The sequence below is a fragment of the Herbiconiux ginsengi genome (assembly GCF_900107435.1).
Lineage (GTDB): Bacteria > Actinomycetota > Actinomycetes > Actinomycetales > Microbacteriaceae > Herbiconiux > Herbiconiux ginsengi.
This window is the reverse complement of sequence record NZ_FNPZ01000003.1, coordinates 527,753-547,936: the sequence shown is the minus strand read 5'-3', so window position 1 is coordinate 547,936 and position 20,184 is coordinate 527,753. Positions and strand designations below refer to the sequence as shown.

The following is a 20,184-nucleotide window of genomic DNA, read 5'->3' as shown; positions in this document are numbered from 1 at the left end:
CTCGCCGTTCTCATCACTCCTCGACCACCTTCCGCTGCGCGAGCTGCCGCAATATGTCCGCGAAGGTGGACGGGTCCTGGGCACCCGAGACTCCGTAGGTGTCATCGAACACGTAGTACGGCACACCCCGGATACCGAGTTGGCGCGCGAGCAGCTCGTCGGCGCGCACATCCTCCCGGAAGCGGTTCTCCTTCAGCGCCTGCAACGCCTTCTCCCGGTCGAGTCCGATCTCGGCCGCCAGGTCGGCGAGGTCTTCGTCGCGGCCGACATGCCGCCCTTCCTCGAAGTGGGCGGCCAGGATGCGTTCCACCATGTCGAGCTGGCGACCTTCGGTCTGGGCCCAGCGAATCAGCTGATGACCTTTGAGCATGTTCGTGTGCCGCAGGATGTCGTAGTCGAAGTCGAGCCCGACCGCTTTCGCGGCGCCGACCAATCGCGTCAGCAGAGGCTGCACCTCGTCGGCCGAATATCCGCGGATCTCGAGATAGTCCTGTTCGCTGCCCTCGAACTCCTCGGGCAGATCCGGAGCGAGTTCGTAGGCGTGGTATTCGATCCCCACCGGGATGCCGCTTTCCGTGACGGCGGATTCGAACTTCCGCTTGCCGATGTAACACCAGGGGCAGGCGATGTCCGACCACACATCGACCTTGATCGGCGTCGTCTCGCTCATCGGTTCGCCTCCCGGTGGGGGAAGGCGTGCCCGCGGGCGAAGATCACGACGATGACGGTGAAGAGCACCAGCACCGCGACGGCGAGCAGGAGCGATGCCGAGCCGAGCCCAGCGAGGAGGATGCCGCCGATCAGTCCCCCGAGGCCGATTCCGCCGTTCCACATCGTGACCATGAGTGGCTGCGCTGCGTCGGCGTGCTTACCGGAGGCCGCCATCAGGGCGCCCTGGAACAACGTCGCCGAACCACCGAATGCCAGACCCCAGGCAGCGACGGCGATGTAGTCGACGATCGCGTTCCCCGACCAGAGTGTCAGAGCGACCGCGGCTGCGCCGAAGAAGATCGTGCTGAGAAGCACGAGGCGCCGGTGATGCCGGTCGACGAAGACGCCGGTGAGCCAGATACTCAGGATCGAGGCGATTCCGAAGTCGAGCAGAATCCACTGCACCTGGTCGGCCAGGCCGACCCCGGCGAGCACGGGAGCGATGTAGGTGTAGAGGATGGTGTGGGCGAGCACGAAGACGCCGGTGACCACCAGGATGGTGCGAAGCCCCTTGATCCGCAGGAGGTGGAGAAGGGGAAGTCGTTCGGCCGCTCTCTGACCGGGAACGTTCGGCAACTTCCACAGGGTCCAGCCGATGAGCAGCACCGTCAGGCCGGACATGAGGCCGAACGTCGATTGCCAGCCGACGGCCTGTCCGAGGAACGCCCCCAGGGGAACGCCGAGTGACAGGGCGACGGGCGTTCCGGCGAACGCGAAGGCCATCGCTCGACCCTTCAGGGCGTCGGGGGTGATGCGCTGCGCGTAGCCGCCGAGGATGCTCCAGGTGACTCCGGATGCCGCGCCCGCGATGAACCGCGCGATCATGGTGATGGTGTAGTCGAGGGAGATCGCGGTCACGATGTTCGCGATGAGGAATCCCGCGAGCGCGACGATCATGAGATGGCGCCGCGGCCAATTCGTCGTGAGGATCGACACGGGGATCGCTGTGAGCATGGTGGCGACCGCGTAGATGGTGACGGTCTGCCCGGCAACCGACTCGGAGACGCCGAGCGCGCTGCTCATCTGCGGCAGCACCCCAGCGGGTAGTGCCTCGGTGAGGGTGGTGATGAAGCCGGCTGTGAACAGCGCGATCAGACCGGCTATTGGAAAGCGATCGGTTCGTGAAGCCCCTACCTGAATGTCCCGGACTGTGGTCATTTCTTCTTCCTTCGTTTGACCGGGCAGCGCATGTGAGGCGCCGCCGGTCCGCGTTTCAGTGCCCGCGATGGCGGGACCTCAACGATCGTGCAACCTTGACATTGGTGTGAAAGCAAGCAGCCACAGTCGAGTTGATGAACGGACTTGCATTCACACCGATGTGAAGGTGTGAGGGTTGCTCCCATGACCGTGAACGACCTTCTCGAACCCCTGACCCTGCTGCACGGACCGGCGATGCGAAACCGGTTCATGATGGCGCCCTTGACCAATCAGCAGAGCGAGCCCGGTGGGTTCCTCTCGGAATTCGACCAGGACTGGATGCGCCAGCTCGCGGGCGGCGGGTACGGACTCATCCAGACCAGCGCCACCATCGTCGAGGCCGGCGGAATCGCGTGCGCGCGGCAGCCCGGCATCTTCAGCGACGACCACATCCCGGGCCTGACGGAGATGGCGACGTCGATCCGCGCCGGCGGCGGCCTCTCGGCGGTTCAGCTTCACCACGCCGGGCACCGCGCGAATCCCCATGTCGGCGGCGTCCCGTCGCCGGCCTCGGGTCGCACCGTCCCGGGCGTTTCGGCGCTGTCGACAGCCGACGTGGAACGCATCCGCGACAGTTTCATCGCGGGTGCCCTGCGGGCCGAACGGGCGGGCTTCGATGGAGTGTCCGTGCACGGGGCGTTCGGGTGGATTCTGTCCGAGTTCATGTCACCGCTCCTGAACGACCGCACGGACAAGTACGGCGGCAGCCTCGAGAACCGGGCGCGCTTCACCCTCGAGGTGATCGAGGGCATCCGTCACGCCTGTGGACCCGACTTCCAGATCGGGTGGCGGCTTTCGATCGAACGTTACGGCTTGCGCTTGGAGGAGCTGCGGGAGATGACCGCCGAGATCCTCGACCGGGAGTTGATCGACTACCTGGATCTCGCCCTGTGGGATTACAACCAGATCGTGACGGACGGCGCCTTCCGCGGGCAGACGATGCTCAGCGTCTTCGCGGAACTCCCCCGCAAAGGCGTCCGGCTCGGAGCTGCGGGGAGGATTCGAAGCGCTCGACGCGCAGCGCAACTGCTCGACGAGGGGTGTGACTTCGTGCTGATCGGAAGGGCCGGAATCCTCCAGCGGGACTGCCCCGAGAAGGTGAGATCGGACTCCTCCTACGAGAGCCCGGCTCTCCCGGTTCCCGCCGACTTCCTCCGCCGAGGAGGCGTCAGTGAGCGGTTCATCAACCATCTCCGAGGATGGGGAGACTTCGTGCTGCCCGGTAGTCGGTGACGTGTCAGGCAGCGGCCTCGGTCGGGCGCTTCCCGCCCACCGAGGTCAAGTACTCGTCGAGTGCTTTGAGGTTGTGTGACAGCAGAGAGACCCGTTCCCGGAGCCGGTCTCGTTCCCGGGCGATCCGAGCGACGAACTCCGGATCGTCGTACTTGGAGCACGCTGCTTCGGCCAGACAGGGAAGAACCTCGCGAATGATCTCCGTCGTCAACCCCACGTCGAGGAGGCCGCGGATCTGCTGCACCCGGGCCACCGCGTCGTCATCGTAGGAGCGATAGCCGTTCTCTTCTCGCCGAGGCGTGAGAAGGCCCTGTTCCTCGTAGTAGCGCAGCAGGCGGGTCGACACACCGACCTGCTCGGAGAGCTGTTTGATCCGCATCCGTCGATCCTCTCATCAGCTCAATTATCTTACCAGTGAACACATCTTGACAGGTTAGGAACTTTCCACTAGCTTCGCTCCTGTCAGAGCAAGGAGACCCACATGAGCATCGTCAATCCGTCCACAGAACGTCCCACTGTCGTGCTCGTGCACGGCGCGTTCGCCGAATCCGCGAGCTGGAATGCCGTTCTCGCGCACCTTCAGGCCGAGGGTTACCCGACCATCGCCATGGCCAACCCCCTCCGTGGAGTGGCGCACGACGCCACGCATCTGCGCGCACTGCTGTCGACCGTCTCCGGCGACGTCGTGCTGGTCGGGCATTCGTATGGCGGCTTGGTGATATCCGAAGCCGCTGAGGGGAATGCTCGGGTCACAGCGCTGGTCTTCATCTGCGCTTTCGCCGCCCTCCCGGGAGAGAGCGCCGCGGACCTGTCGAACAGGTTCCCGGGCGGCACGCTGGGAGAGACGCTCGTCGCCATCCCTCTCCCCGATGGTGAGACCGATCTGTACATTGCCCAAGACCGGTACCACGACCAGTTCGCAGCGGATTCCTCGCCCGAAGACGCTGCCGTCATGGCCTCCACGCAACGACCCATCACGGAATCTGCGCTCAACGAGCCTGCGGGAGCGGCGGCGTGGACGTCGATCCCTTCGTGGTTCTTGTTCGGCTCCGACGACAAGAACATCCCTGTCGAGAGCCACCGGTTCATGGCCGAGCGGGCTCACTCGCGACGGACGGTCGAGCTGGCCGGTGGCTCGCACACCGTGGGGATCCCCGAGTCCGCCCAGGTGGTCGACCTGATCAAAGAAGCCGCGGGAAACGCACCGGCCCGGTGACAGACCCCTGGGACGGGCGGAGACAACATACCGGCAGAGGTCGTCTGCCGAGCTGATGTCATGCCGGCCACCGCACCATCAATGAGTCAGGAACCATCGCATGACCGTGTCCGATCTCTTCGCACCACTCACCTTCCTCCACGGCCGGCCGATGCGGAACCGCATCATGCTGGCACCGCTGGTCACGCAGCAAAGCGAATACGACGGCTCGGCGTCTGAGTTCGACCTCGATTGGTACCGTCAGGTCTCCGACGGCGGCTTCGGGCTGGTGCAAACCGGCGCCACCACCGTAGAAGCCGGCGGCATCGCATACGGTCGACAACTTGGCATCCACGACGACAGTCATCTCCCTCGTCTGCGCGAGATCGCTTCGTCAGTCCGAGCTGGTGGCAGTCTGTCCGCGGCGCAACTCCACCATGCTGGCCACCGCGGCAATCCCGAGTTCGGGGGCATCCCTGCTCCAGCCTCCAGCACCACGTGGCCGGGGATCGCCGCACTCACCACCCAGCAGGTGGAGCGGATACGCGACAGCTTCATCGAGGCGGCCGTGCGCGCAGAACGTGCCGGATTCGACGGGGTATCACTTCACGGGGCGTTCGGCTGGGTGCTCTCGGAGTTCCTGTCCCCCGTCCTCAACGACCGGACAGACCGATACGGGGGCAGCGTCGAGAATCGGGCCCGCCTCACGATGGAAGTCATGGAGGGCATCCGGCGCGCATGCGGCCCCGACTTCCAGCTCGGGTGGCGCCTCTCGATCGAGCGATACGGCCTCCGCTTGGAGGAGTTGCGAGAGATCGCGGGGGAAATCCTGCACCGCGAGATGATCGACTACCTCGATCTAGCGCTGTGGAACTCCGAGCAGATCGTCACCGAGGGCGCATTCCGCGGGCAGACCATGCTCAGTGTCTTCACGACATTGCCCCGGAAGGGCGTGCGCGTCGGGGCCGCGGGCAAGATCACATCCGCCGAACGCGCCGCCCAGGTTCTCGACGAAGGATGCGATTTCGTGCTGATCGGCCGTGCCGCGATCCTGCAGCGCGATTGCCCGCGCCAGGTGCAGGCCAATCCCGGCTACACCAGCCCGCCCATTCCTGTTTCCGTGCAGTACCTTCGAGACGCCGGCCTGAGCGAGCGCTTCATCACCCATCTCCGCGGGTGGCCCTACTTCGTCAGGTGAGGATGCTCGTCAGTCTGTCAACGCCTCTGCCACGTGGTCGACAGGTGAGTCGGTGCTGACCGACGGCTCAGTTGCGCAGTGACCGGCCGCCCTACGGGCAGGATGAGCATGTGGACATCCGCTCTGTAATTGCTCGACGTTCGGTGCGCACGTTCGAAGCGTCACCCATTCCGCGAAGCACCGTGGCCCTCATCATCGATCAGGCGCGCTGGACCGGGTCGGCGAGAAATCGGCAGCCGTGGCGATTCGTCGCCGTCTACGATCAGGGCATCCGATCGCAGCTCGCCGGCCTCGGCGCCTATGCCGGGCATCTCGAGGCAGCGCCGGTCGTGCTCGTGCTTCTGAGCCCGGTGGCACAGCAGCTGGATACGGAGTTCGATCTCGGCCGGGTCGCACAATCGATCACACTCGTCGCTGCCGAACTGGGGTTGGGGTCGTGCATCACGAGCCTCTACCCCGAAGCCAACTCGCGGATCGCGGCGGATCTCGTCTCGGCAGATCCGGGATGGGCGGCCCGACACGCGATCGCGCTCGGCGTCCCTGCGCCGAAACCGACGGTCGGTCGATCAGCCATCCCCCTCGGCCGGCGGAGCGTGGCCGAGAGCCTTCGATTCCTCTAAGACGAGACGATGATCGCTGCGCCCTGAATAAGCCGCTCAACCCCCATATCCGGTGCACGACGCTGCGGAGTGCAGCGCGAGCACTGCGATGCTGACTCCTGTCCCGAGAAGGAACACACAAGCAGGGAGGAGCGCAGAGACCCGTGGCGACCGCACGGCCAGGACACTGATCGCAGCGGCAAGCGACGCTAGGGCAGGCCCGGCCAAGGCGATCAGGAACAACAGCCCCATGCCCCACCAGCTCTCGCCCGTGGAAGCTTCCTCGCGTGACATGCCCCAGAATCCGACGCCGAGGAGAGAGACCCAGCCGAAACACAGGACGCCCCCGCAGGCGACAGCCACAAGCCAACCAGCGAAGCCCCACCGGAGAGGATCGCGGCGAACCAACCACCCGGCAACTGCGAAGACCGCGGCCAAGGTAGCAATCGCGGCTGAATACACGAAGGGTTCATCGAACGGCTCGAGGGCTGGTCGGCACAGGGCGAATTGCACGACCAACGTCTGTTCGGCAGCGAACCCGCCGATGACGATTCCTAGGGCAGACAGCACCACCAGCCCCGCCCCTGTCGCGTAGGTGACAGCAGCGTGAGGGATGGGCGGCGCGTCGCTATCCGCCATGCTTCGTGCTGATCACTAGTTCCATGCCATTGGCTGCATCAACCTCGTTGAGTGCTTGCGAGGCGCCCCCCAGTCGGTGACTCCCAGGTACGAGTCTGGGCTCGGTAGGTCGAGGCTAGCGAAGTGCGATGAGACTCGCATTCCTCACACTCATCGGCGCGCGCTCGGTGGATTGGGGGTGGCGAGGCGGCGCGTTGTCGTCAGAGTCGCGGATCGACCGGCTCCGACTCCATGGCCAGCACTCCGAACACGGCTTGGTGCACCCGCCACAGCGGCTCATCGGCGACGAATCGCTCGACAGCCTCGACGCCGAGTGCGTACTCCCGGAGCGCCATCGACCGTTTGTGTCCGACATCCCGGTTGCGGAGGCGCGCCAGATTCGCTGGATCGAGGTAGTCGGGTCCGTAGATGATCCGCAGGTACTCGGGCCCACGCACCTTGATGCCGGGCTGCGCAAGTGATCGGGTTCCGCGCATGAGACCGGCCACCGGCTTCACGACCATGCCCTCGCCGCCCGCCGAGGTCAGCTCCTCCCACCAGCTCGTCGCTGCGGTTTCGGACCCAGGTGACGACAGGTCCACCTCGATGCGCCGGGTGCGGCGGATGAGGTCCCCGTCCGCATCCGCGAGACTGTCCGCTCTTGCGAGGTGCCAGGCGTGATCCTTCCCCAGGTGGCTGGTGCCCTCGGAGGCAAGCAACTGGAACGGGGCGAGCTGGACACCATCGAGCCCCGACACAGGCTGGCTGTAACGCCGGTAGGCGTCGCGGTAGCGGTCGGCATTCGACGCGCGCCGCTCGGTGCGGGCGAGCAGGTCGGCGACGTCGACACCGCGGGCGACAGCGGTCTGCAGAACACGCGAAGCGGCAGGAAGCGCCGACGTCGCTGCTGCCGCCACGCCCGCGTACTGCTCGCGGATCATCGCCCCCGCTTTCAGCGACCAGGGCAGCAACTCCGCATCGAACAGGAGCCAGGATGCGCCGAGCTCAGACCACAGCCCCGCGGTCTCCGCCACTCGGTCAAGGCGCGACAGGAATTCATCCGTCGTTGCTTCGTCGAAGAACGGCCGTCCGGTGCGGGTGTGGACCGCACCGCGCCAGCCCTCAGGCGCACCGAATCGAGATGCGTCGCGGGTCAGGAGCACGACCGCGCGAGAGCCCATGTGCTTCTCCTCGCAGATCACGTGATCAATGCCCTCGCGGCGATAGGCGTCGAATGCTTCGGCCGGATGCTCGAGGATCCCCTCTCGCTTCGACACCTGAGGCGGGCTCATCGTCGGAGGCAGATACACGAGCCGCCGAGGGTCTGTCGCGAACCGGCTCATGACCTCGAGCGCACCCGCGGCGTTGTCTTCGCGGATACCGACGTTGCCGAACGCCCGGGTCTCGACGACCTGCTTGCCGAGCACGTCGTCGATCCTGAGGAGAGCGGGATCACGCGTTGCATCTCGTGCAGAGGATCCGCCGTTCGCGCCCCGGCTACCCAGCGGCTTGGTCGGCTCGTACCAGACCTTCTCGGCCGGAACGTCGACCACTTCCTTCTCGGGGTAACGGAGAGCGCTGAGCTTGCCGCCGAACACACACCCGGTGTCGAGGCACATGGTGCCGTTGACCCACTCGGCCTCGAGAGTCGGGACGTGACCGTAGAGCACGGTCGCCGCTCCGCGATAATCATCGGCCCACGGCAAACGAATGGGCAGCCCGTACTCGTCGGTCTCCCCCGTCGTGTCGCCGAACAGTGCGAATGCGCGAACGCGCCCGGATGCCCGCCCTTGGTACTTCTCGATCAGACCGGCATGCGCCACGACCAATCGGCCGTCATCGAGCACGAGGTGCGACACCAGATCGCGGCAGAATTGCAGCACCTGCTTGCGGAACTCGGGTGTTTCATCCGAAAGCTGGGCGAGCGTCTCGGCGAGGCCGTGACTCACCTGGACCTTCTTGCCCTCGAGTGCGCGCACGAGTTTCGCCTCGTGGTTGCCGGGTACTGCCAGAGCATGACCTGCCGCGACCATGCCCATGACGAGTCGCAGCACGCCAGGGGAATCCGGACCCCGGTCGACGAGGTCGCCCAGGAAGATCGCTCGGCGGCCCTGCGGGTGAACGGCGTCGACTGGTCGTTCCTCGTCGTCACGGACGAGTTCGTAACCGAGCTTGCCGAGAAGCACCTCGAGCTCGGAACGGCAGCCGTGCACGTCGCCGATGGCATCGAACGGCCCCATCTCGGCGCGGCGGTCGTTGAGCAGCGGCTCGCGAACGAACTCCGCCGCCGCGATCTCGTCGACGCCGGACAGCACGTGCACACGCCGGAAGCCCTCCTTACCGAGGTGCCTGAGGGAGCGGTGGAGCTGATCGTACTGACGCTTCACGACGGATGCACCGAACGATCGGTCATCGCGTGCGGCGTTGCGTTCGACACACACGCTCTGCGGCACATCGAGCACGACAGCCACCGGCAACACATCGTGCTCGCGGGCGAGCGCCACGAGTGAGCGCCGGGATTCGGGCTGCACGTTGGTCGCGTCGATGACCGTCAGCAGACCGGCGTCGAGGCGCTTCCCCGCAACGAATCGGAGAGCCTCGAAGGCTGCGGGGGTTGCTGCCTGGTCGTTCTCGTCATTCGAGACCATTCCGCGGAAGAAGTCGCTGGACAGGGTCTCGAATGGCCCGAAATGCTGGGCGGCGAACGTCGACTTGCCGGAGCCCGAGGCTCCGACGAGCACGACAAGGGACATGTCGGGCAGGGGCAGGCGCGTCATCGGTCGGTGGCCTTTCGGAACAGAGCGAGCTGAGTCGGGGAGCCGAGATCCGCGTCGATGTCACCGATGGTGCGGTATTCGACCGTGTAACCACGGCGCAGGGCGACCCCGTCCGCCCAGGCCGCGAACTCGGCGCGTGACCACTCGAAGCGGTGGTCGGCGTGCCGGAAGGTGCCGGCAGCGAGCGACTCGAACAGCGCGTTGTAGTCGCCGTTGGGCGTCGTCACGACGACCGCGCCGGGCGCTGCGGCGCCGAAGACCGAGGCCTCGAGTGCAGCCAGCCGCTCCGGGTCGACGTGTTCGATCACTTCCATGAGCACGATCGCATCGAGGCCGGCCAGACGGTCATCCTGATAGGTCACAGACGACTGAACCAGCTGCACTCGCTCCCGCAGGCGATCGCTCGCCTCGCGCAGATTGAGAGCACGGTCTGCCTTCGCGAGGACGCTCGGCGACACATCCGAGCCGATGATCTTCGTGAAGGAGGGATCCGCGACCAGCCGTTTGAGAAGGGCACCTTCGCCGCAGCCGACATCGGCGACCGAGTGGGCGCTCACATCGCGAAGTGCCGAGAGCACCGCCTCCGCGCGCTGCGGGGCGAGCGGCGCCGGACGGGTCAGCGCACCGGGCCCTGCGCCGTCATCCGGGACGATATCGTCGAGTTCGGTCAGTCGCGCATCGGCCGCCAGGAGATCCGTCGCCGCATCGACCATCGAACGCTGATGGGCGAGGTAGCGGCGCGTGATGAGCTCGCGCTCGGGGTGATCGGGCAGCCAGCCCTGCCCGGCTCGGTGGAGCTTGCCCACTTCGTCGTCGCTCACCCAATAGTGCTTGGAGTCGTCGAGCACGGGCAGCAACACATAAAGGTGACGGAGCGCGTCGCTCAGCCGGATCTCGCCGCGCAGAACGAGGTCGACGTAGACGGAGTCACCCCACTCCGGAAATTCGGGGTCGAGAGGGATCGGTGTCTCCTCGACGACCCAGCCGAGTGGTTCGAAGAGGCGAGTGACCAGGCCGGCGGTGTCGCGGCCCCGGGCGGGCACCGCCGCGACGGTGATCTCGAGGGGCAGCGCAGCGGCCGCGAGTTCCGGAAACGACTCGCTCGTTCCGTTCATGGCCGTGCGGAAGACCTGGCCGAGCGCAACGGCGACCATCGAGGACGAGGCGTAGGGCCGGTCGTTCACGTAGCGGGCGAGAGCTGCGGCATCGCTTCCCTTGAAGTTCTTGTCGCGCACCAGCCCGATGGGATCGACCTCGAGGAGCATGGCCACAGTGCAGCGCTCGTCGGAGACCTCCGGGTAGAAGACGTGCGCCGTGCCGACGCTGAGCGAGAACTCCTGTGCGCGATCGGGGTGCTTGCGTAGCAGGTGGCTCAGATTGGATGCCGTGGGCGCGGTCGAGGTGACGGTGACGAGCACGAGGATCCTTCGATCAGCGGATGGTGGCCGTTCAGTTTATGGCTGTGTGTCTGCAGTTATCCAACGTTTGTAGGAACGACCCCGAACACGCGCGGTTGACGTCCATCACACCGCTACGATTGCCCGCCATGGAACCGTTCTCTCTGACCACTGAGCGCCTGGTACTCGACCAACCGGTTGCGAGGGACGTCGATCTCATCGCCTCGTACTGCGCTGATCCGGTGTTCGAAGGGTTCATGACGACGCCGTGGCCATACGAACGAAAGCACGCGGAGTACTTCGTCAGTTCGTTCGTGCCGGATGGGTGGTTACGCGGCGAGGAATGGACCTGGGCGATTCGCGAACGCCGTGGTCAGGACATGCTCGGCGCCATCGGAGTTCGCACGCACAGCGGGATGGTCGGCTTCTGGCTCGGTGCTCCGCATCGGGGGCGCAGCATCATGCCCGAAGCACTCGCGGCAGTGGTAGACGCCGTCTTCGAGCGGAGCGATCGGGCTGAGATCCTGTGGGAATGCGTCGTCGGCAACACGCCCTCGTTGAGGGTTGCTGAGAAGGTCGGCTTCCGATTCACGGGTGAGGAATTGGGGATCATTCCCGGTCGAGATGGTTCACTGACGCCATCGTGGACAGGACGCCTCGGTCGGAATGATGATCGAACTCCGCAACCAGGTTGGCCGGTGTGACGAGACCCGGCTTCAGACGAACTCTCAGACGGGATTTGCGATCGGCTGCGCGCCCTCGATGGAGTCGGGTGACCCGGCGGCGACGGCCGTGGAACATCGGGTGGGACACGGTTAGGCAACCCGGTGCTGATTGCGGAGGGCCGAGTCGCCCTCATCGACGGCGTTCTCGCCTTGGCCGGCCGATGCCTCAGAGCACCCGTGTCCGCGCTAGCATCACGACATGCGGATCGTCGTCTCGGGCACACACGCGAGCGGAAAGAGCACGCTGATCTCCGATTTCGCGCTTCGCCACCCGGACTTCGCGGTGTTGCCCGACCCCTTCGACCTCATCGACGAGGCCTGGGACCAACCGAGCGCCGCCCTGTTCGCCAGGCAGCTGCGTGTCGCAGCCGAGCGGCTCGGTTCTGACGAGGTGGCGGGAAACGTCATCGCGGAGCGTGGGCCACTCGACTTCCTCGCCTACTTGATGGCTCTCGAGGAGGTGACGGGCGCATCCAGCTCTCCCGAACTCCTCGAGCGGTCGGCGATCGTCACCGCGGAGGCGCTTGGTCATGTCGACCTGCTCGTCGTGTTGCCGCTCAACTCCGCCGATGCGATCGAAGTCGGCGCCGATGAAGACCCGGAGTTGAGGAGCGCGATGAACGACGTGCTGATGGATCTGGTGGATGACCCTGATCTCGTCGGTTCGCGACTGAAGGTGGTGGAGGTCGTCGGGAGCCCGAGCGAGCGGCTCCGCCAGCTCGAAGCGCTCGCGAGCGGGTTCTGACCCTGGCCGCGCCTGAACGCGGCTTCTGCGACACCGCGGCCAGGTGCGGTGTCAGTGACCTTGACGACGACGAAAGAGGAATCCCATGGGGGAAGCCAGCCGCTCGAAATCATCCGGGAACGACTCACGCGCCGCCGGATCGGGCTGCAGCTCGCTGATGACCGAGAGTTGGAATCCCGTAGCCGCGAACGGGTCGCGGAGATCCCCCACGTGCACGTCTGCGTCATCGCCGAGGCGGTGCCGGGCCAGGGCGATCATCTCGGCACTCTTGTCCAGCCCCGTAACGGTGGCGCCCCGTTCACGAAGTGCGGCAGCGAGCGGGCCGGCGCCGCATCCGGCATCGAGGATCCTGTGCCCGGTCACCTCACCGGCCAGGGCGAGCACCGCAGGCCGTTCGTAGTGGGCATTGACGAAATTGCTTTCGTTCTCCGCCGCGTATGCCTCGGCGAAGCTGTCGTAGTCGTTGGTCTGCACGCGGTCAACGCTACCGAGCACTGCCCACCGCACGATCGGCCCGCACGCGTGCGCCCGACGCCCACCACCGCGCCACGCGAAGATCTCCCGCGCCGAACCGGCCCTCGGGGAGTGCCGCTCTGATCAGGTCTTCGCTGAACGGCAGTGACGGCCGGATACCGACCGGAGGCTCTGGCGCGTAGGGCGCAGGCTCATTGACGCCCTCGGCGAGCATGCGCGCCTGCGCCTTCGCCACGAGAGGAGTGACCATCGTCCACTCCGTGAATTGCGCCAGCGCCTTGATCGCCCACACGGGCAGCGGCACGTAAAGGGGCCGCCGACCGGCGACTCGGGCGATACGCCTGACCGCGGCGCCGAGCTCGAGCTCTTCCGCCCCCATGACCGCGACCGTCGACTCCGGCACCTGTCCGGCGAGCGCCGCACGGAGCACCGCCACCGCCTCCTGCACGGGGATCGGGCGAACCTTCTTCTCCGTGAATCCGACGGTTCCGAACACCGGCCACGAGCGCACCGCCTTCGTGACGTGATCGATCATGTGATCGCCGGGACCGTAGATCATTCCCGCCTTGAGGATGGTGTGGTCGATTCCCGAACGGCGAATCAGTTCTTCCGCCGCCCACTTCGTCTCGTGGTAGCCCGAACCGCAGTCGGGCCGCGCCCGCAGAAAGCTCAACATCACGATCCGCTTCACTCCGGCTCGCTGTGCGGCCTCGACGACCGCACGCGTTCCTTCGACGTGCACCCGCTGGAATGTCTGGTCACCGATCTCGCGATTGATGCCGGCACAGTGCGCGACCGCGTCACACCCGGCGAACGCCGCCGTCAGAGCGTCGACGTCATCGATCTCCACGCCCGTACGCCGCGACACGATGACAGTGTCTTCTGCGTCGAGGCTCTCGGCCAGGTGACGGCCGACGAACCCAGCACCCCCGGTAATTGCGATCCGCATGACGACACTCCTTCGCTAATTAGCTATTTGGCTACACCGTATATCGCTAATGTGCTAGATTGCAAACATGACAGATTCGGCGTCGGACATCTTCTCCGCGCTCGCCCATCCGACAAGGCGGCAGATCTTGCAAGACCTCAAAGACGGCGAGATGGCGGCCGGCGAGATCGTGGCGCGGTTCAACGCCACGGGCCCCACGATCTCTCGCCATCTCAGCGTGCTGCGGCAGGCCGGCCTCGTCACCGAGCGGCGTGACGCGAACCGCATCCTCTACTCACTCGTGGGCGAAAGGCTCGCTCTCTCGGTCGGAGACTTCCTCTCGACCGTGTGCCCCGAGCAGATCGTTCTGCGTGAGGTCAGGAAGCGCTCATCGAGCCGACCGACGGAAATCCAGGCGTGATCGTTCTCTAGCCGGAGCAGTACGGCAGGATGAAAGACGGCAGTCAGGATCGACGCTCGGCCAAGGCACGTGCGCGCGGCTCGGGGACTCCGAGCATGAGCAGGCTCGTGATCGTCGGCGCCGCGACTCCGAGCGCGTCGCGCCTTCCGCGCGCTCCGCGGGACAGGTCGTCGTCGGCGATGGCGAACACCGCCGACCAGGCCACCTGGCTGAGGATGTCTGCGGGGAGGTGTCGGCCGAAGACCCCGGCATCCTGGCCCCGTTGGACCAGTTCGGCGAGCGTCTTCTCGATCGGTGCGAGAAGGGCGTGGATGTCTTTCCCGAATTCACCTCGTCGGAGAACCACTAGCACGCGGTAGCGGTGCACCAGCGGCCAGAGGCGCTCGATGAAGTCGGCCCACGCCTCGTCGGCGGCGGCATCGCCCGCGTCGTCGACGGCGGCGCTTTCGGCGAGCACGGCGGTGATCTCGCTCACCGCGCGCTCGGTGAGCGCCAGCACGAGACCGGATCGTGACGGGAAGTATCCATAGACGGTGCGCCTGACGACGCCGGCAGCCGAGGCGACGTCGGCCATGCCCGCATCCGGGTTCTTGCCGAGCACCTCGATCGCGACATCCAGGATCCGGTCTCTCGTCTCAACCACGTCACACGCCCCGGAATTCGATCGTCACGATCCGATCATTGCACACGCGTGTGCAATTGCGTAGTCTGCACAGCAGTGTGCATTGCACACCGGTGTGCAATTCGATTGCGCGCCTCGATCGAGATCAGGAGACCAGATGACCGCATCCACTCCCCCGACAGCAATCCGTCCCTTCCGCGTCACGATCCCGGACTCCGAGATCGACGACCTCACACAGCGGTTGGCCGGAACCCGGTGGCCCGTTCCGGAGACCGTTCCTGATTGGTCGCAAGGCGTTCGCGTGGAGAACGCCCGATCGCTCGTCTCCTACTGGCAGCGAGACTATGACTGGCGCCGCTTCGAGTCGGAGCTGAATTCCTTCCCCCAGTTCGTGACCACGATCGACGGGGTCGACATCCACGTCATCCACGTCAGGTCGGGAAACCCCGGTGCGATGCCTCTGCTCCTGACGCACGGCTGGCCGGGTGCGAACGCCGACTTCTTGAAGCTGATCGGCCCGCTCACCGACCCCGTCGCGCACGGCGGGGCCGTCAGCGATTCGTTCGACGTCGTCATCCCGTCGCTGCCCGGATTCGGGTTCTCCGGCAAGCCGACCGACACCGGCTGGACCGTCACCCGCATCGCGGAAGCATGGGTGGAGCTCATGAGTCGCCTCGGCTACCGCGCGTGGTCGGCGCACGGTGGCGACTGGGGCGCGGCCGTCACCACGGCCCTCGGCGCCCTGCGGCCCGACGGCCTCCTCGGAATCCACCTGAGCACGCCCTACGCCTTCCCGGATCGAATCCCCGACACGCTCACCGCCGACGAGCAGCACGCCGTGGACGGCCTGGCCCTCTACTCCGGACCGCTCGGCGGATCGAACCACCTGCAGGCCACGAAACCGCAGACCGTCGGATTCGCGCTGGCCGACTCGCCGGCCGGCCAAGCGGCCTGGATCTACGAGAAGTACCAGTCCAAGACCGACAACCGCGGACTGGCGGAGGACGCCCTCAGCGTCGACGCCATCCTGGATGCGATATCCCTCGCCTGGTTCACCAACAGTGCCGCCTCATCAGCGCGAATCTACTGGGAGAACCGGTCGGCCACCATGGCCGGGCCGAAACTCACCCTGCCGGTCGCTGTGACGGTGTTTCCCCGGGACATCCCTCGGTTGCCGCGAACCTGGATCGAAGACGCCTACAGCGATCTGATCCACTACGGCGAGGCCGACAACGGCGGGCACTTCGCCGCGCTCGAGCAGCCGGAGATCCTCGTCGAGGAGCTCCGCGCGGGGCTCAGGAGCCTGCGCGACCGACGCGGCATCCGTGCCGGATCCTCCGCGGCATGATCTACTTTTCCGATGCAGGAACGCAGAGTGGTGAAGGCCGACTCGAGCGCTCGATCGGAATTGGAGGCCCGTGGATGGGTCGTGATCGCTCGGTCGTGGGGAGCCGGACTCACGGTCGACGACGCCAGCCATCCGCGGCTGTCGGCTCTCCGTGATGGGGTCGAACCGCTCGTCACCGTCCGAGAACTCGAGCCGGCAGACGTCGACGCCGTGCTCGCCCTGGATCGGGAAACCCTCGACGACTACCCCGGCGATGTGGCGACCGCTCATGAGGCGCTGACGGAGGCCCGGGCGACGCCGACCCCAGACCACCGCGGGTGGGGCGCCTTCGCACACGATGCCCATCTCGTTGCCATGACGTTCGTCGACATCGGCCGCGAGGTCGTCGAAACGGATTTCACGGTGGTGCGTCGAGGATGGCGCGGCCAAGGCCTCGGGTCAGCGGTGAAGTCCGCGTCTGTGCTGGCGTTGAGCGAACAGGGGCACGTGCGCTTCCGCACGGGCGGCTCGATGGACAACCCCGCGAGCATCGCGGCCAACCGGGCCGTCGGATATGAACGGGACGAGGAGTGGCTCACCTTCGTCGCTGACGGCGAGGGGTTACGCGGCCGGCCGGTGAGGGCGGATGGGGCGGGTCGCAGCAACGGCGACGACGACACCGATTCGCGTGATCCGACGCGCATCCTCAGGCGAGCCGGCCGAACGGCTCAGCTCGGTCGATCGGTGGGGATGATCGTTCCCTGGTGAAACCGGATGCGCGGTCCGTGGATCTCCCAGAGCGACGAATGCCTGCTGTCGTGATCCACGCCGTGAACCCGATAGGTGACGAGCACGAATTCCGGGCTGAGCCGATTGAACATCCACTCCGAGGTCGCGGGCGCGTCGCGCGGGGACTCGTTCTGCAGCGCCGCCACCGTCTCGGAACGCGTCCAACGGCGTCCCGAGCGGCCGATCTCGGCGAAATCGGCCGAGAGCAGGGATGCCACGCGCTCCGTGTCGCCTCGAACCGCCGACGACAGGAGGGCGAGTTCGGCGGTCTGCACCGCCTCGTACTCCGAGGCATCCGATTCCCACATGCACCGACCGTAGCGCGATTCCTCGGCCCGTCGGCGCCCGGGCGATGTCAGTGGTCGAAGGAACAATGAAGCCATGAAGTCGGTCATCGTCCCTCCCCTCCTCTGCTCGGCGCTCGTGTACGCCCCCGTTCTCGACACGCTGTGGTCTCGAGGGCAGGTCACCGTCGCAGACACCCGCCGCGACACGTCCATCGCGGCCATGGCGGAGAGGATCCTGCGAGAGAACGACGGGAGCTTCGCCCTGCTCGGAACCAGCTTGGGCGGATATGTCGCCCTCGAAGTGATGCGGCAGGCACCCGAGCGCGTGACCGCACTCGCACTCGTCAGCACGTCGGCGCGGCCCGACACCGACGAGCAGAAGGCGGCCCGTGCTCGGCAATCGGCCCTCGTCGAGGCAGGGCAGTTCACGACTCTGATCGATGCCGCCTTTCCCGGCGTGGTCGCCGCGGAGAACGAGTCCGACGAAGCGCTCCTCACGACCTGGCGCGACGTCACCACCCCGGTCGGCGCCGAGGCATTCCTCCGGCAACAGCAGGCAGCGCTCGGCCGGGCCGACCTGCGTTCGATCTTGCCCACGATCACCTGCCCGACCGCGATCATCCACGGCGCCGGCGATCGCCTGATCCCTCCGGCTGCCGCGGAGGAGTCGGCAGCAGCGATCCCTGCAGCCACGCACACCGTCATCGATCATGCGGGGCACTTCCTGCTCCACGAGCAGCCGGCAGCGGCACGCGCCGCAGTCGCGGCATGGCTGGACCTGGTCGCCGCCTGATCCTCCGGCTCCGCTCATAGATCGTTCCCGTCGCCTCGCGCACCTGGGCGAGAGTGGCCTCGGCCACGGTGTTCGCCGTCTCGCCAGTGGTCACGCCGCGAACTCCCCGCCACCGGCGACCCCGCCAGCGTTCTCGACGACCCCGCCCGCCCCGCCGACACGACCCGCATCGGGCCGGCACCTGTCGACTCCACCACCGCTGCCGACTTCACCCGCTGGCACGCCTAGGGTGTGATGCGTCACTCGTGTTCGGGCAGCAGCGGCGTCGACCATCCCGGGTCGCGGCCGAGCTGCGCGGCCCGCGCGACCGACGTGGCGCCGAAGCGATCGTGCACCGCGTCGAGCACCGCGTCGAGGCGCCCTCGGTCGTTCCAGTCGATGGGCAGCTCGGGCTGGATGCTGTCGGCGCGCGACAGCTGCGAGAGCGAGACGCCGATGAGGGTGATGCCCCTCTCCGCGATCTCCGGCTGCGCAGAGGCGAGAAGCTCGCGCGCCACCGCGAGCAGCACTGACGTGCGGTCGGTGGGAACACCCACGGTGCGCGACCGGGTCGCTTTCGCGAAATCGCCCCAGCGGAGCCGCAGCACCACCGTGCGGCACACCCGGTCGCCGTCGCGCAGGCGCCGGGCGAGCCGGTCGACGATCTGCGTGAGGATGACGTCGAGCTCCCCGGCCGCGCGCGGCCGGCTGCCGAGCGCACGCTGCGACCCGATCGACCCGCGGCGCCGCGTGGTGTCGACGGGGCGCGGATCGCGCAGCCGCGCCAGCGCGTGCAGGTGCGCTCCCGTCGCCTTGCCCAGCAGCCGCCCGGCGGTCGCGGCTTCGAGCTCGGCCAGCTGCCCGACGGTGCTGATGCCGAGCCGGTGCAGCTTCTCGGCCGTCACGGCACCGACCCCCCACAGGCGCTCCACCGGGAGAGGGAGGAGGAAGGCCTGCTCCCTCTCTGGTTCGACGACGAGCAGTCCGTCGGGCTTGCTCACCGCACTGGCGACCTTCGCCAGGAACTTGGTGCGCGCGACCCCGACCGAGATCGCCAGCCCGACCTCCGTGCGAACCCGCTCACGCAACCGCACCGCGACCTGCTCGGGGGTGCCGGCGAGGCGCCGGAGACCGCCTACCTCCAAGAACGCTTCGTCGATGGAGAGCCCCTCCACCAGCGGTGTCGTGTCGCGGAAGATCGCGAACACGTCCTTGCTGGCCGCGGAGTAGGCGTCCATCCGCGGCGGCACGACCACAGCATCGGGGCACAGGTCGCGCGCCTGCCGCCCGCCCATGGCCGTACGCACCCCGCGCGCCTTCGCCTCGTAGCTCGCCGCCAGCACCACACCGCCGCCGACGATGACGGGCCGCCCCCGCAGCGCCGGGGCGTCGCGCTGCTCGACCGAGGCGTAGAACGCGTCGAGATCGGCGTGCAGCACGGTCGCCTCGCCTCGCATCCTGCCTCCCGCGCTCATCCGTCACGGCGATCGTCGCACGCACCGGCGACATCGAGCATCCCCCTCCGTGGGCGACCCTCGCCGGGCGTCCCCGTCGAGGGTCGACGTGCAGCGGTGGAAGGATGGGTGGCATGGGTATGCACCGTCAGCCGCGTCGAGCGGATGTCACGACCGTCGAACTCATCGGTGGCCCCGAGAGGCTCGAGGTCGGGCTGCGTGACGACCACGAGCGGTGGGCGGGCACGTATCGGGAACATCGGGAGCGCATCCGGAACGCCCTCACCGGAGCGGATGTCGCGATCGAGCACATCGGCTCCACCTCGGTTCCCGGGCTGGCGGCGAAGCCGATCGTCGACATCGTGGTGGCGGTCGACGACATCACCGCCGAAGAGGACTACCTCGATGCGCTTCTCGCAGCCGGATACGAGCTGCGGGTGCGGGAGCCCGGGCATCGCCTCGTGCGCACGCCGGCCCGCGACGTTCATGTCCACGTCTACGGGCGCGGTGATCCTGCGGTGCAGGAGTACATCCTCTTGCGCGACCGGCTGCGCTCCGACGCCGACGACCGCGCTCTCTACGAGAGCACCAAGCGGGATCTGCTGGCCACGCGGTGGGACGACATGAACGACTACGCCGACGCCAAGACCGAGGTGATCGTCGCGATCAAGGCGCGAGCCAGAGCCGCTCGCCCGCCTGCCTCGATGTGAGAGGG

At 66.9% G+C, this 20,184-nt stretch carries 21 protein-coding genes; 11 read left to right on the top strand and 10 right to left on the bottom strand.

Going from position 1 to position 20,184, the window contains the following annotated elements; genetic code table 11:
- Positions 1 to 13: 13 nt before the first annotated feature.
- Together BLW00_RS15335 and BLW00_RS15330 are read right to left on the bottom strand one after the other, a co-directional pair.
- On the bottom strand, positions 14 to 670 hold the full coding sequence (locus BLW00_RS15335; protein WP_092555670.1) for a DsbA family oxidoreductase: 657 nt from the start codon (positions 668 to 670) through the stop codon (positions 14 to 16).
- Positions 667 to 1,869, bottom strand: coding sequence for an MFS transporter (locus BLW00_RS15330; protein WP_092555668.1), 1,203 nt, complete (start codon positions 1,867 to 1,869; stop codon positions 667 to 669). The genes BLW00_RS15335 and BLW00_RS15330 overlap by 4 nt, the downstream gene beginning before the upstream one ends.
- A gap of 183 nt (positions 1,870 to 2,052) precedes the next feature.
- On the opposite strand from BLW00_RS15330, the gene BLW00_RS15325 reads away from it, so the two are divergent.
- Positions 2,053 to 3,141: an NADH:flavin oxidoreductase gene (locus tag BLW00_RS15325; RefSeq protein ID WP_092555666.1), complete on the top strand. Its 1,089-nt coding sequence runs from the start codon at positions 2,053 to 2,055 to the stop codon at positions 3,139 to 3,141.
- 4 nt (positions 3,142 to 3,145) lie between these two features.
- Here the strand turns inward: BLW00_RS15325 and BLW00_RS15320 are convergent, their stop codons facing one another.
- Complete coding sequence (locus BLW00_RS15320) at positions 3,146 to 3,520, bottom strand: MerR family transcriptional regulator (RefSeq protein ID WP_092555664.1); 375 nt, start codon at positions 3,518 to 3,520, stop codon at positions 3,146 to 3,148.
- 102 nt (positions 3,521 to 3,622) lie between these two features.
- Between BLW00_RS15320 and BLW00_RS15315 the strand changes: the two genes are divergently transcribed.
- The 3 genes from BLW00_RS15315 (at position 3,623) to BLW00_RS15305 (ending at position 6,154) form a co-directional block, all read left to right on the top strand.
- On the top strand, positions 3,623 to 4,357 hold the full coding sequence (locus BLW00_RS15315) for an alpha/beta fold hydrolase (RefSeq protein WP_092555662.1): 735 nt from the start codon (positions 3,623 to 3,625) through the stop codon (positions 4,355 to 4,357).
- A 100-nt stretch (positions 4,358 to 4,457) separates the two neighbouring features.
- Positions 4,458 to 5,534, top strand: coding sequence for an NADH:flavin oxidoreductase (locus BLW00_RS15310; RefSeq protein ID WP_092555660.1), 1,077 nt, complete (start codon positions 4,458 to 4,460; stop codon positions 5,532 to 5,534).
- 110 nt (positions 5,535 to 5,644) lie between these two features.
- Positions 5,645 to 6,154 carry a nitroreductase family protein gene (locus tag BLW00_RS15305; protein ID WP_092555658.1) on the top strand — a complete coding sequence of 170 codons (510 nt, stop codon included), beginning with the start codon at positions 5,645 to 5,647 and terminating at the stop codon, positions 6,152 to 6,154.
- A gap of 818 nt (positions 6,155 to 6,972) precedes the next feature.
- Here the strand turns inward: BLW00_RS15305 and BLW00_RS15295 are convergent.
- Positions 6,973 to 9,528, bottom strand: coding sequence for a polynucleotide kinase-phosphatase (locus BLW00_RS15295; RefSeq protein WP_092555654.1), 2,556 nt, complete (start codon positions 9,526 to 9,528; stop codon positions 6,973 to 6,975).
- On the bottom strand, positions 9,525 to 10,946 hold the full coding sequence (locus BLW00_RS15290; protein WP_092555652.1) for a 3' terminal RNA ribose 2'-O-methyltransferase Hen1: 1,422 nt from the start codon (positions 10,944 to 10,946) through the stop codon (positions 9,525 to 9,527). Before BLW00_RS15290 ends, BLW00_RS15295 begins: the two co-directional genes overlap by 4 nt.
- 128 nt (positions 10,947 to 11,074) lie before the next feature.
- Between BLW00_RS15290 and BLW00_RS15285 the strand changes: the two genes are divergently transcribed.
- Together BLW00_RS15285 and BLW00_RS15280 are read left to right on the top strand one after the other, a co-directional pair.
- A complete protein-coding gene (locus BLW00_RS15285) occupies positions 11,075 to 11,629 on the top strand; it encodes a GNAT family N-acetyltransferase (protein ID WP_175494308.1) in 555 nt (184 codons plus the stop codon).
- Between the two features lie 220 nt (positions 11,630 to 11,849).
- Positions 11,850 to 12,395, top strand: coding sequence for an AAA family ATPase (locus tag BLW00_RS15280; protein WP_092555648.1), 546 nt, complete (start codon positions 11,850 to 11,852; stop codon positions 12,393 to 12,395).
- Between the two features lie 51 nt (positions 12,396 to 12,446).
- On the opposite strand, the gene BLW00_RS15275 is transcribed toward BLW00_RS15280, so the two are convergent.
- Complete coding sequence (locus tag BLW00_RS15275; RefSeq protein WP_175494307.1) at positions 12,447 to 12,869, bottom strand: class I SAM-dependent methyltransferase; 423 nt, start codon at positions 12,867 to 12,869, stop codon at positions 12,447 to 12,449.
- 10 nt (positions 12,870 to 12,879) lie between these two features.
- Positions 12,880 to 13,818 carry an NAD(P)H-binding protein gene (locus tag BLW00_RS15270; RefSeq protein ID WP_092555644.1) on the bottom strand — a complete coding sequence of 313 codons (939 nt, stop codon included), beginning with the start codon at positions 13,816 to 13,818 and terminating at the stop codon, positions 12,880 to 12,882.
- A gap of 67 nt (positions 13,819 to 13,885) precedes the next feature.
- Here BLW00_RS15270 and BLW00_RS15265 point away from each other — a divergent pair, with 67 nt between their 5' ends.
- Positions 13,886 to 14,218, top strand: a complete 333-nt coding sequence (locus BLW00_RS15265; RefSeq protein ID WP_092555642.1) for a metalloregulator ArsR/SmtB family transcription factor — start codon at positions 13,886 to 13,888, stop codon at positions 14,216 to 14,218.
- A 43-nt stretch (positions 14,219 to 14,261) separates the two neighbouring features.
- Here BLW00_RS15265 and BLW00_RS15260 read toward each other — a convergent pair whose 3' ends face one another.
- Complete coding sequence (locus BLW00_RS15260) at positions 14,262 to 14,861, bottom strand: TetR/AcrR family transcriptional regulator (RefSeq protein WP_092555640.1); 600 nt, start codon at positions 14,859 to 14,861, stop codon at positions 14,262 to 14,264.
- A 136-nt stretch (positions 14,862 to 14,997) separates the two neighbouring features.
- Here BLW00_RS15260 and BLW00_RS15255 point away from each other — a divergent pair, with 136 nt between their 5' ends.
- Both BLW00_RS15255 and BLW00_RS15250 read left to right on the top strand, forming a co-directional pair.
- Positions 14,998 to 16,188, top strand: coding sequence for an epoxide hydrolase family protein (locus BLW00_RS15255; protein ID WP_092555638.1), 1,191 nt, complete (start codon positions 14,998 to 15,000; stop codon positions 16,186 to 16,188).
- A 12-nt stretch (positions 16,189 to 16,200) separates the two neighbouring features.
- The gene (locus BLW00_RS15250; protein ID WP_175494306.1) at positions 16,201 to 16,935 is read left to right on the top strand and encodes a GNAT family N-acetyltransferase; all 735 of its coding nucleotides are present in this window, start codon (positions 16,201 to 16,203) and stop codon (positions 16,933 to 16,935) included.
- On the opposite strand, the gene BLW00_RS23505 is transcribed toward BLW00_RS15250, so the two are convergent.
- Positions 16,896 to 17,264 carry a nuclear transport factor 2 family protein gene (locus BLW00_RS23505; protein ID WP_175494305.1) on the bottom strand — a complete coding sequence of 123 codons (369 nt, stop codon included), beginning with the start codon at positions 17,262 to 17,264 and terminating at the stop codon, positions 16,896 to 16,898. The genes BLW00_RS15250 and BLW00_RS23505 overlap by 40 nt on opposite strands.
- A 73-nt stretch (positions 17,265 to 17,337) precedes the next feature.
- Between BLW00_RS23505 and BLW00_RS15240 the strand changes: the two genes are divergently transcribed.
- Positions 17,338 to 18,036, top strand: coding sequence for an alpha/beta hydrolase (locus tag BLW00_RS15240; protein WP_092555636.1), 699 nt, complete (start codon positions 17,338 to 17,340; stop codon positions 18,034 to 18,036).
- Between the two features lie 239 nt (positions 18,037 to 18,275).
- Here BLW00_RS15240 and dinB read toward each other — a convergent pair whose 3' ends face one another.
- On the bottom strand, positions 18,276 to 19,472 hold the full coding sequence (gene dinB / locus BLW00_RS15235) for a DNA polymerase IV (protein WP_092555634.1): 1,197 nt from the start codon (positions 19,470 to 19,472) through the stop codon (positions 18,276 to 18,278).
- 131 nt (positions 19,473 to 19,603) lie between these two features.
- On the opposite strand from dinB, the gene BLW00_RS15230 reads away from it, so the two are divergent.
- The gene (locus tag BLW00_RS15230) at positions 19,604 to 20,179 is read left to right on the top strand and encodes a GrpB family protein (protein ID WP_092555632.1); all 576 of its coding nucleotides are present in this window, start codon (positions 19,604 to 19,606) and stop codon (positions 20,177 to 20,179) included.
- Positions 20,180 to 20,184: the final 5 nt, after the last annotated feature.

Excerpts from the sequence above, each read along its gene's own strand:
- BLW00_RS15285 (WP_175494308.1), top strand. The coding sequence starts at position 11,075 with ATGGAACCGTTCTCTCTGACCACTGAGCGCCTGGTACTCGACCAACCG.
- BLW00_RS15335 (WP_092555670.1), bottom strand. The coding sequence starts at position 670 with ATGAGCGAGACGACGCCGATCAAGGTCGATGTGTGGTCGGACATCGCC.
- BLW00_RS15315 (WP_092555662.1), top strand. The coding sequence starts at position 3,623 with ATGAGCATCGTCAATCCGTCCACAGAACGTCCCACTGTCGTGCTCGTG.
- BLW00_RS15255 (WP_092555638.1), top strand. The coding sequence starts at position 14,998 with ATGACCGCATCCACTCCCCCGACAGCAATCCGTCCCTTCCGCGTCACG.
- BLW00_RS15230 (WP_092555632.1), top strand. The coding sequence starts at position 19,604 with ATGGGTATGCACCGTCAGCCGCGTCGAGCGGATGTCACGACCGTCGAA.
- BLW00_RS15250 (WP_175494306.1), top strand. The coding sequence starts at position 16,201 with ATGCAGGAACGCAGAGTGGTGAAGGCCGACTCGAGCGCTCGATCGGAA.
- BLW00_RS15325 (WP_092555666.1), top strand. The coding sequence starts at position 2,053 with ATGACCGTGAACGACCTTCTCGAACCCCTGACCCTGCTGCACGGACCG.
- BLW00_RS15320 (WP_092555664.1), bottom strand. The coding sequence starts at position 3,520 with ATGCGGATCAAACAGCTCTCCGAGCAGGTCGGTGTGTCGACCCGCCTG.
- dinB (WP_092555634.1), bottom strand. The coding sequence starts at position 19,472 with ATGCGAGGCGAGGCGACCGTGCTGCACGCCGATCTCGACGCGTTCTAC.
- BLW00_RS15240 (WP_092555636.1), top strand. The coding sequence starts at position 17,338 with ATGAAGTCGGTCATCGTCCCTCCCCTCCTCTGCTCGGCGCTCGTGTAC.
- BLW00_RS15265 (WP_092555642.1), top strand. The coding sequence starts at position 13,886 with ATGACAGATTCGGCGTCGGACATCTTCTCCGCGCTCGCCCATCCGACA.
- BLW00_RS15310 (WP_092555660.1), top strand. The coding sequence starts at position 4,458 with ATGACCGTGTCCGATCTCTTCGCACCACTCACCTTCCTCCACGGCCGG.
- BLW00_RS23505 (WP_175494305.1), bottom strand. The coding sequence starts at position 17,264 with ATGTGGGAATCGGATGCCTCGGAGTACGAGGCGGTGCAGACCGCCGAA.
- BLW00_RS15295 (WP_092555654.1), bottom strand. The coding sequence starts at position 9,528 with ATGACGCGCCTGCCCCTGCCCGACATGTCCCTTGTCGTGCTCGTCGGA.
- BLW00_RS15270 (WP_092555644.1), bottom strand. The coding sequence starts at position 13,818 with ATGCGGATCGCAATTACCGGGGGTGCTGGGTTCGTCGGCCGTCACCTG.
- BLW00_RS15330 (WP_092555668.1), bottom strand. The coding sequence starts at position 1,869 with ATGACCACAGTCCGGGACATTCAGGTAGGGGCTTCACGAACCGATCGC.
- BLW00_RS15280 (WP_092555648.1), top strand. The coding sequence starts at position 11,850 with ATGCGGATCGTCGTCTCGGGCACACACGCGAGCGGAAAGAGCACGCTG.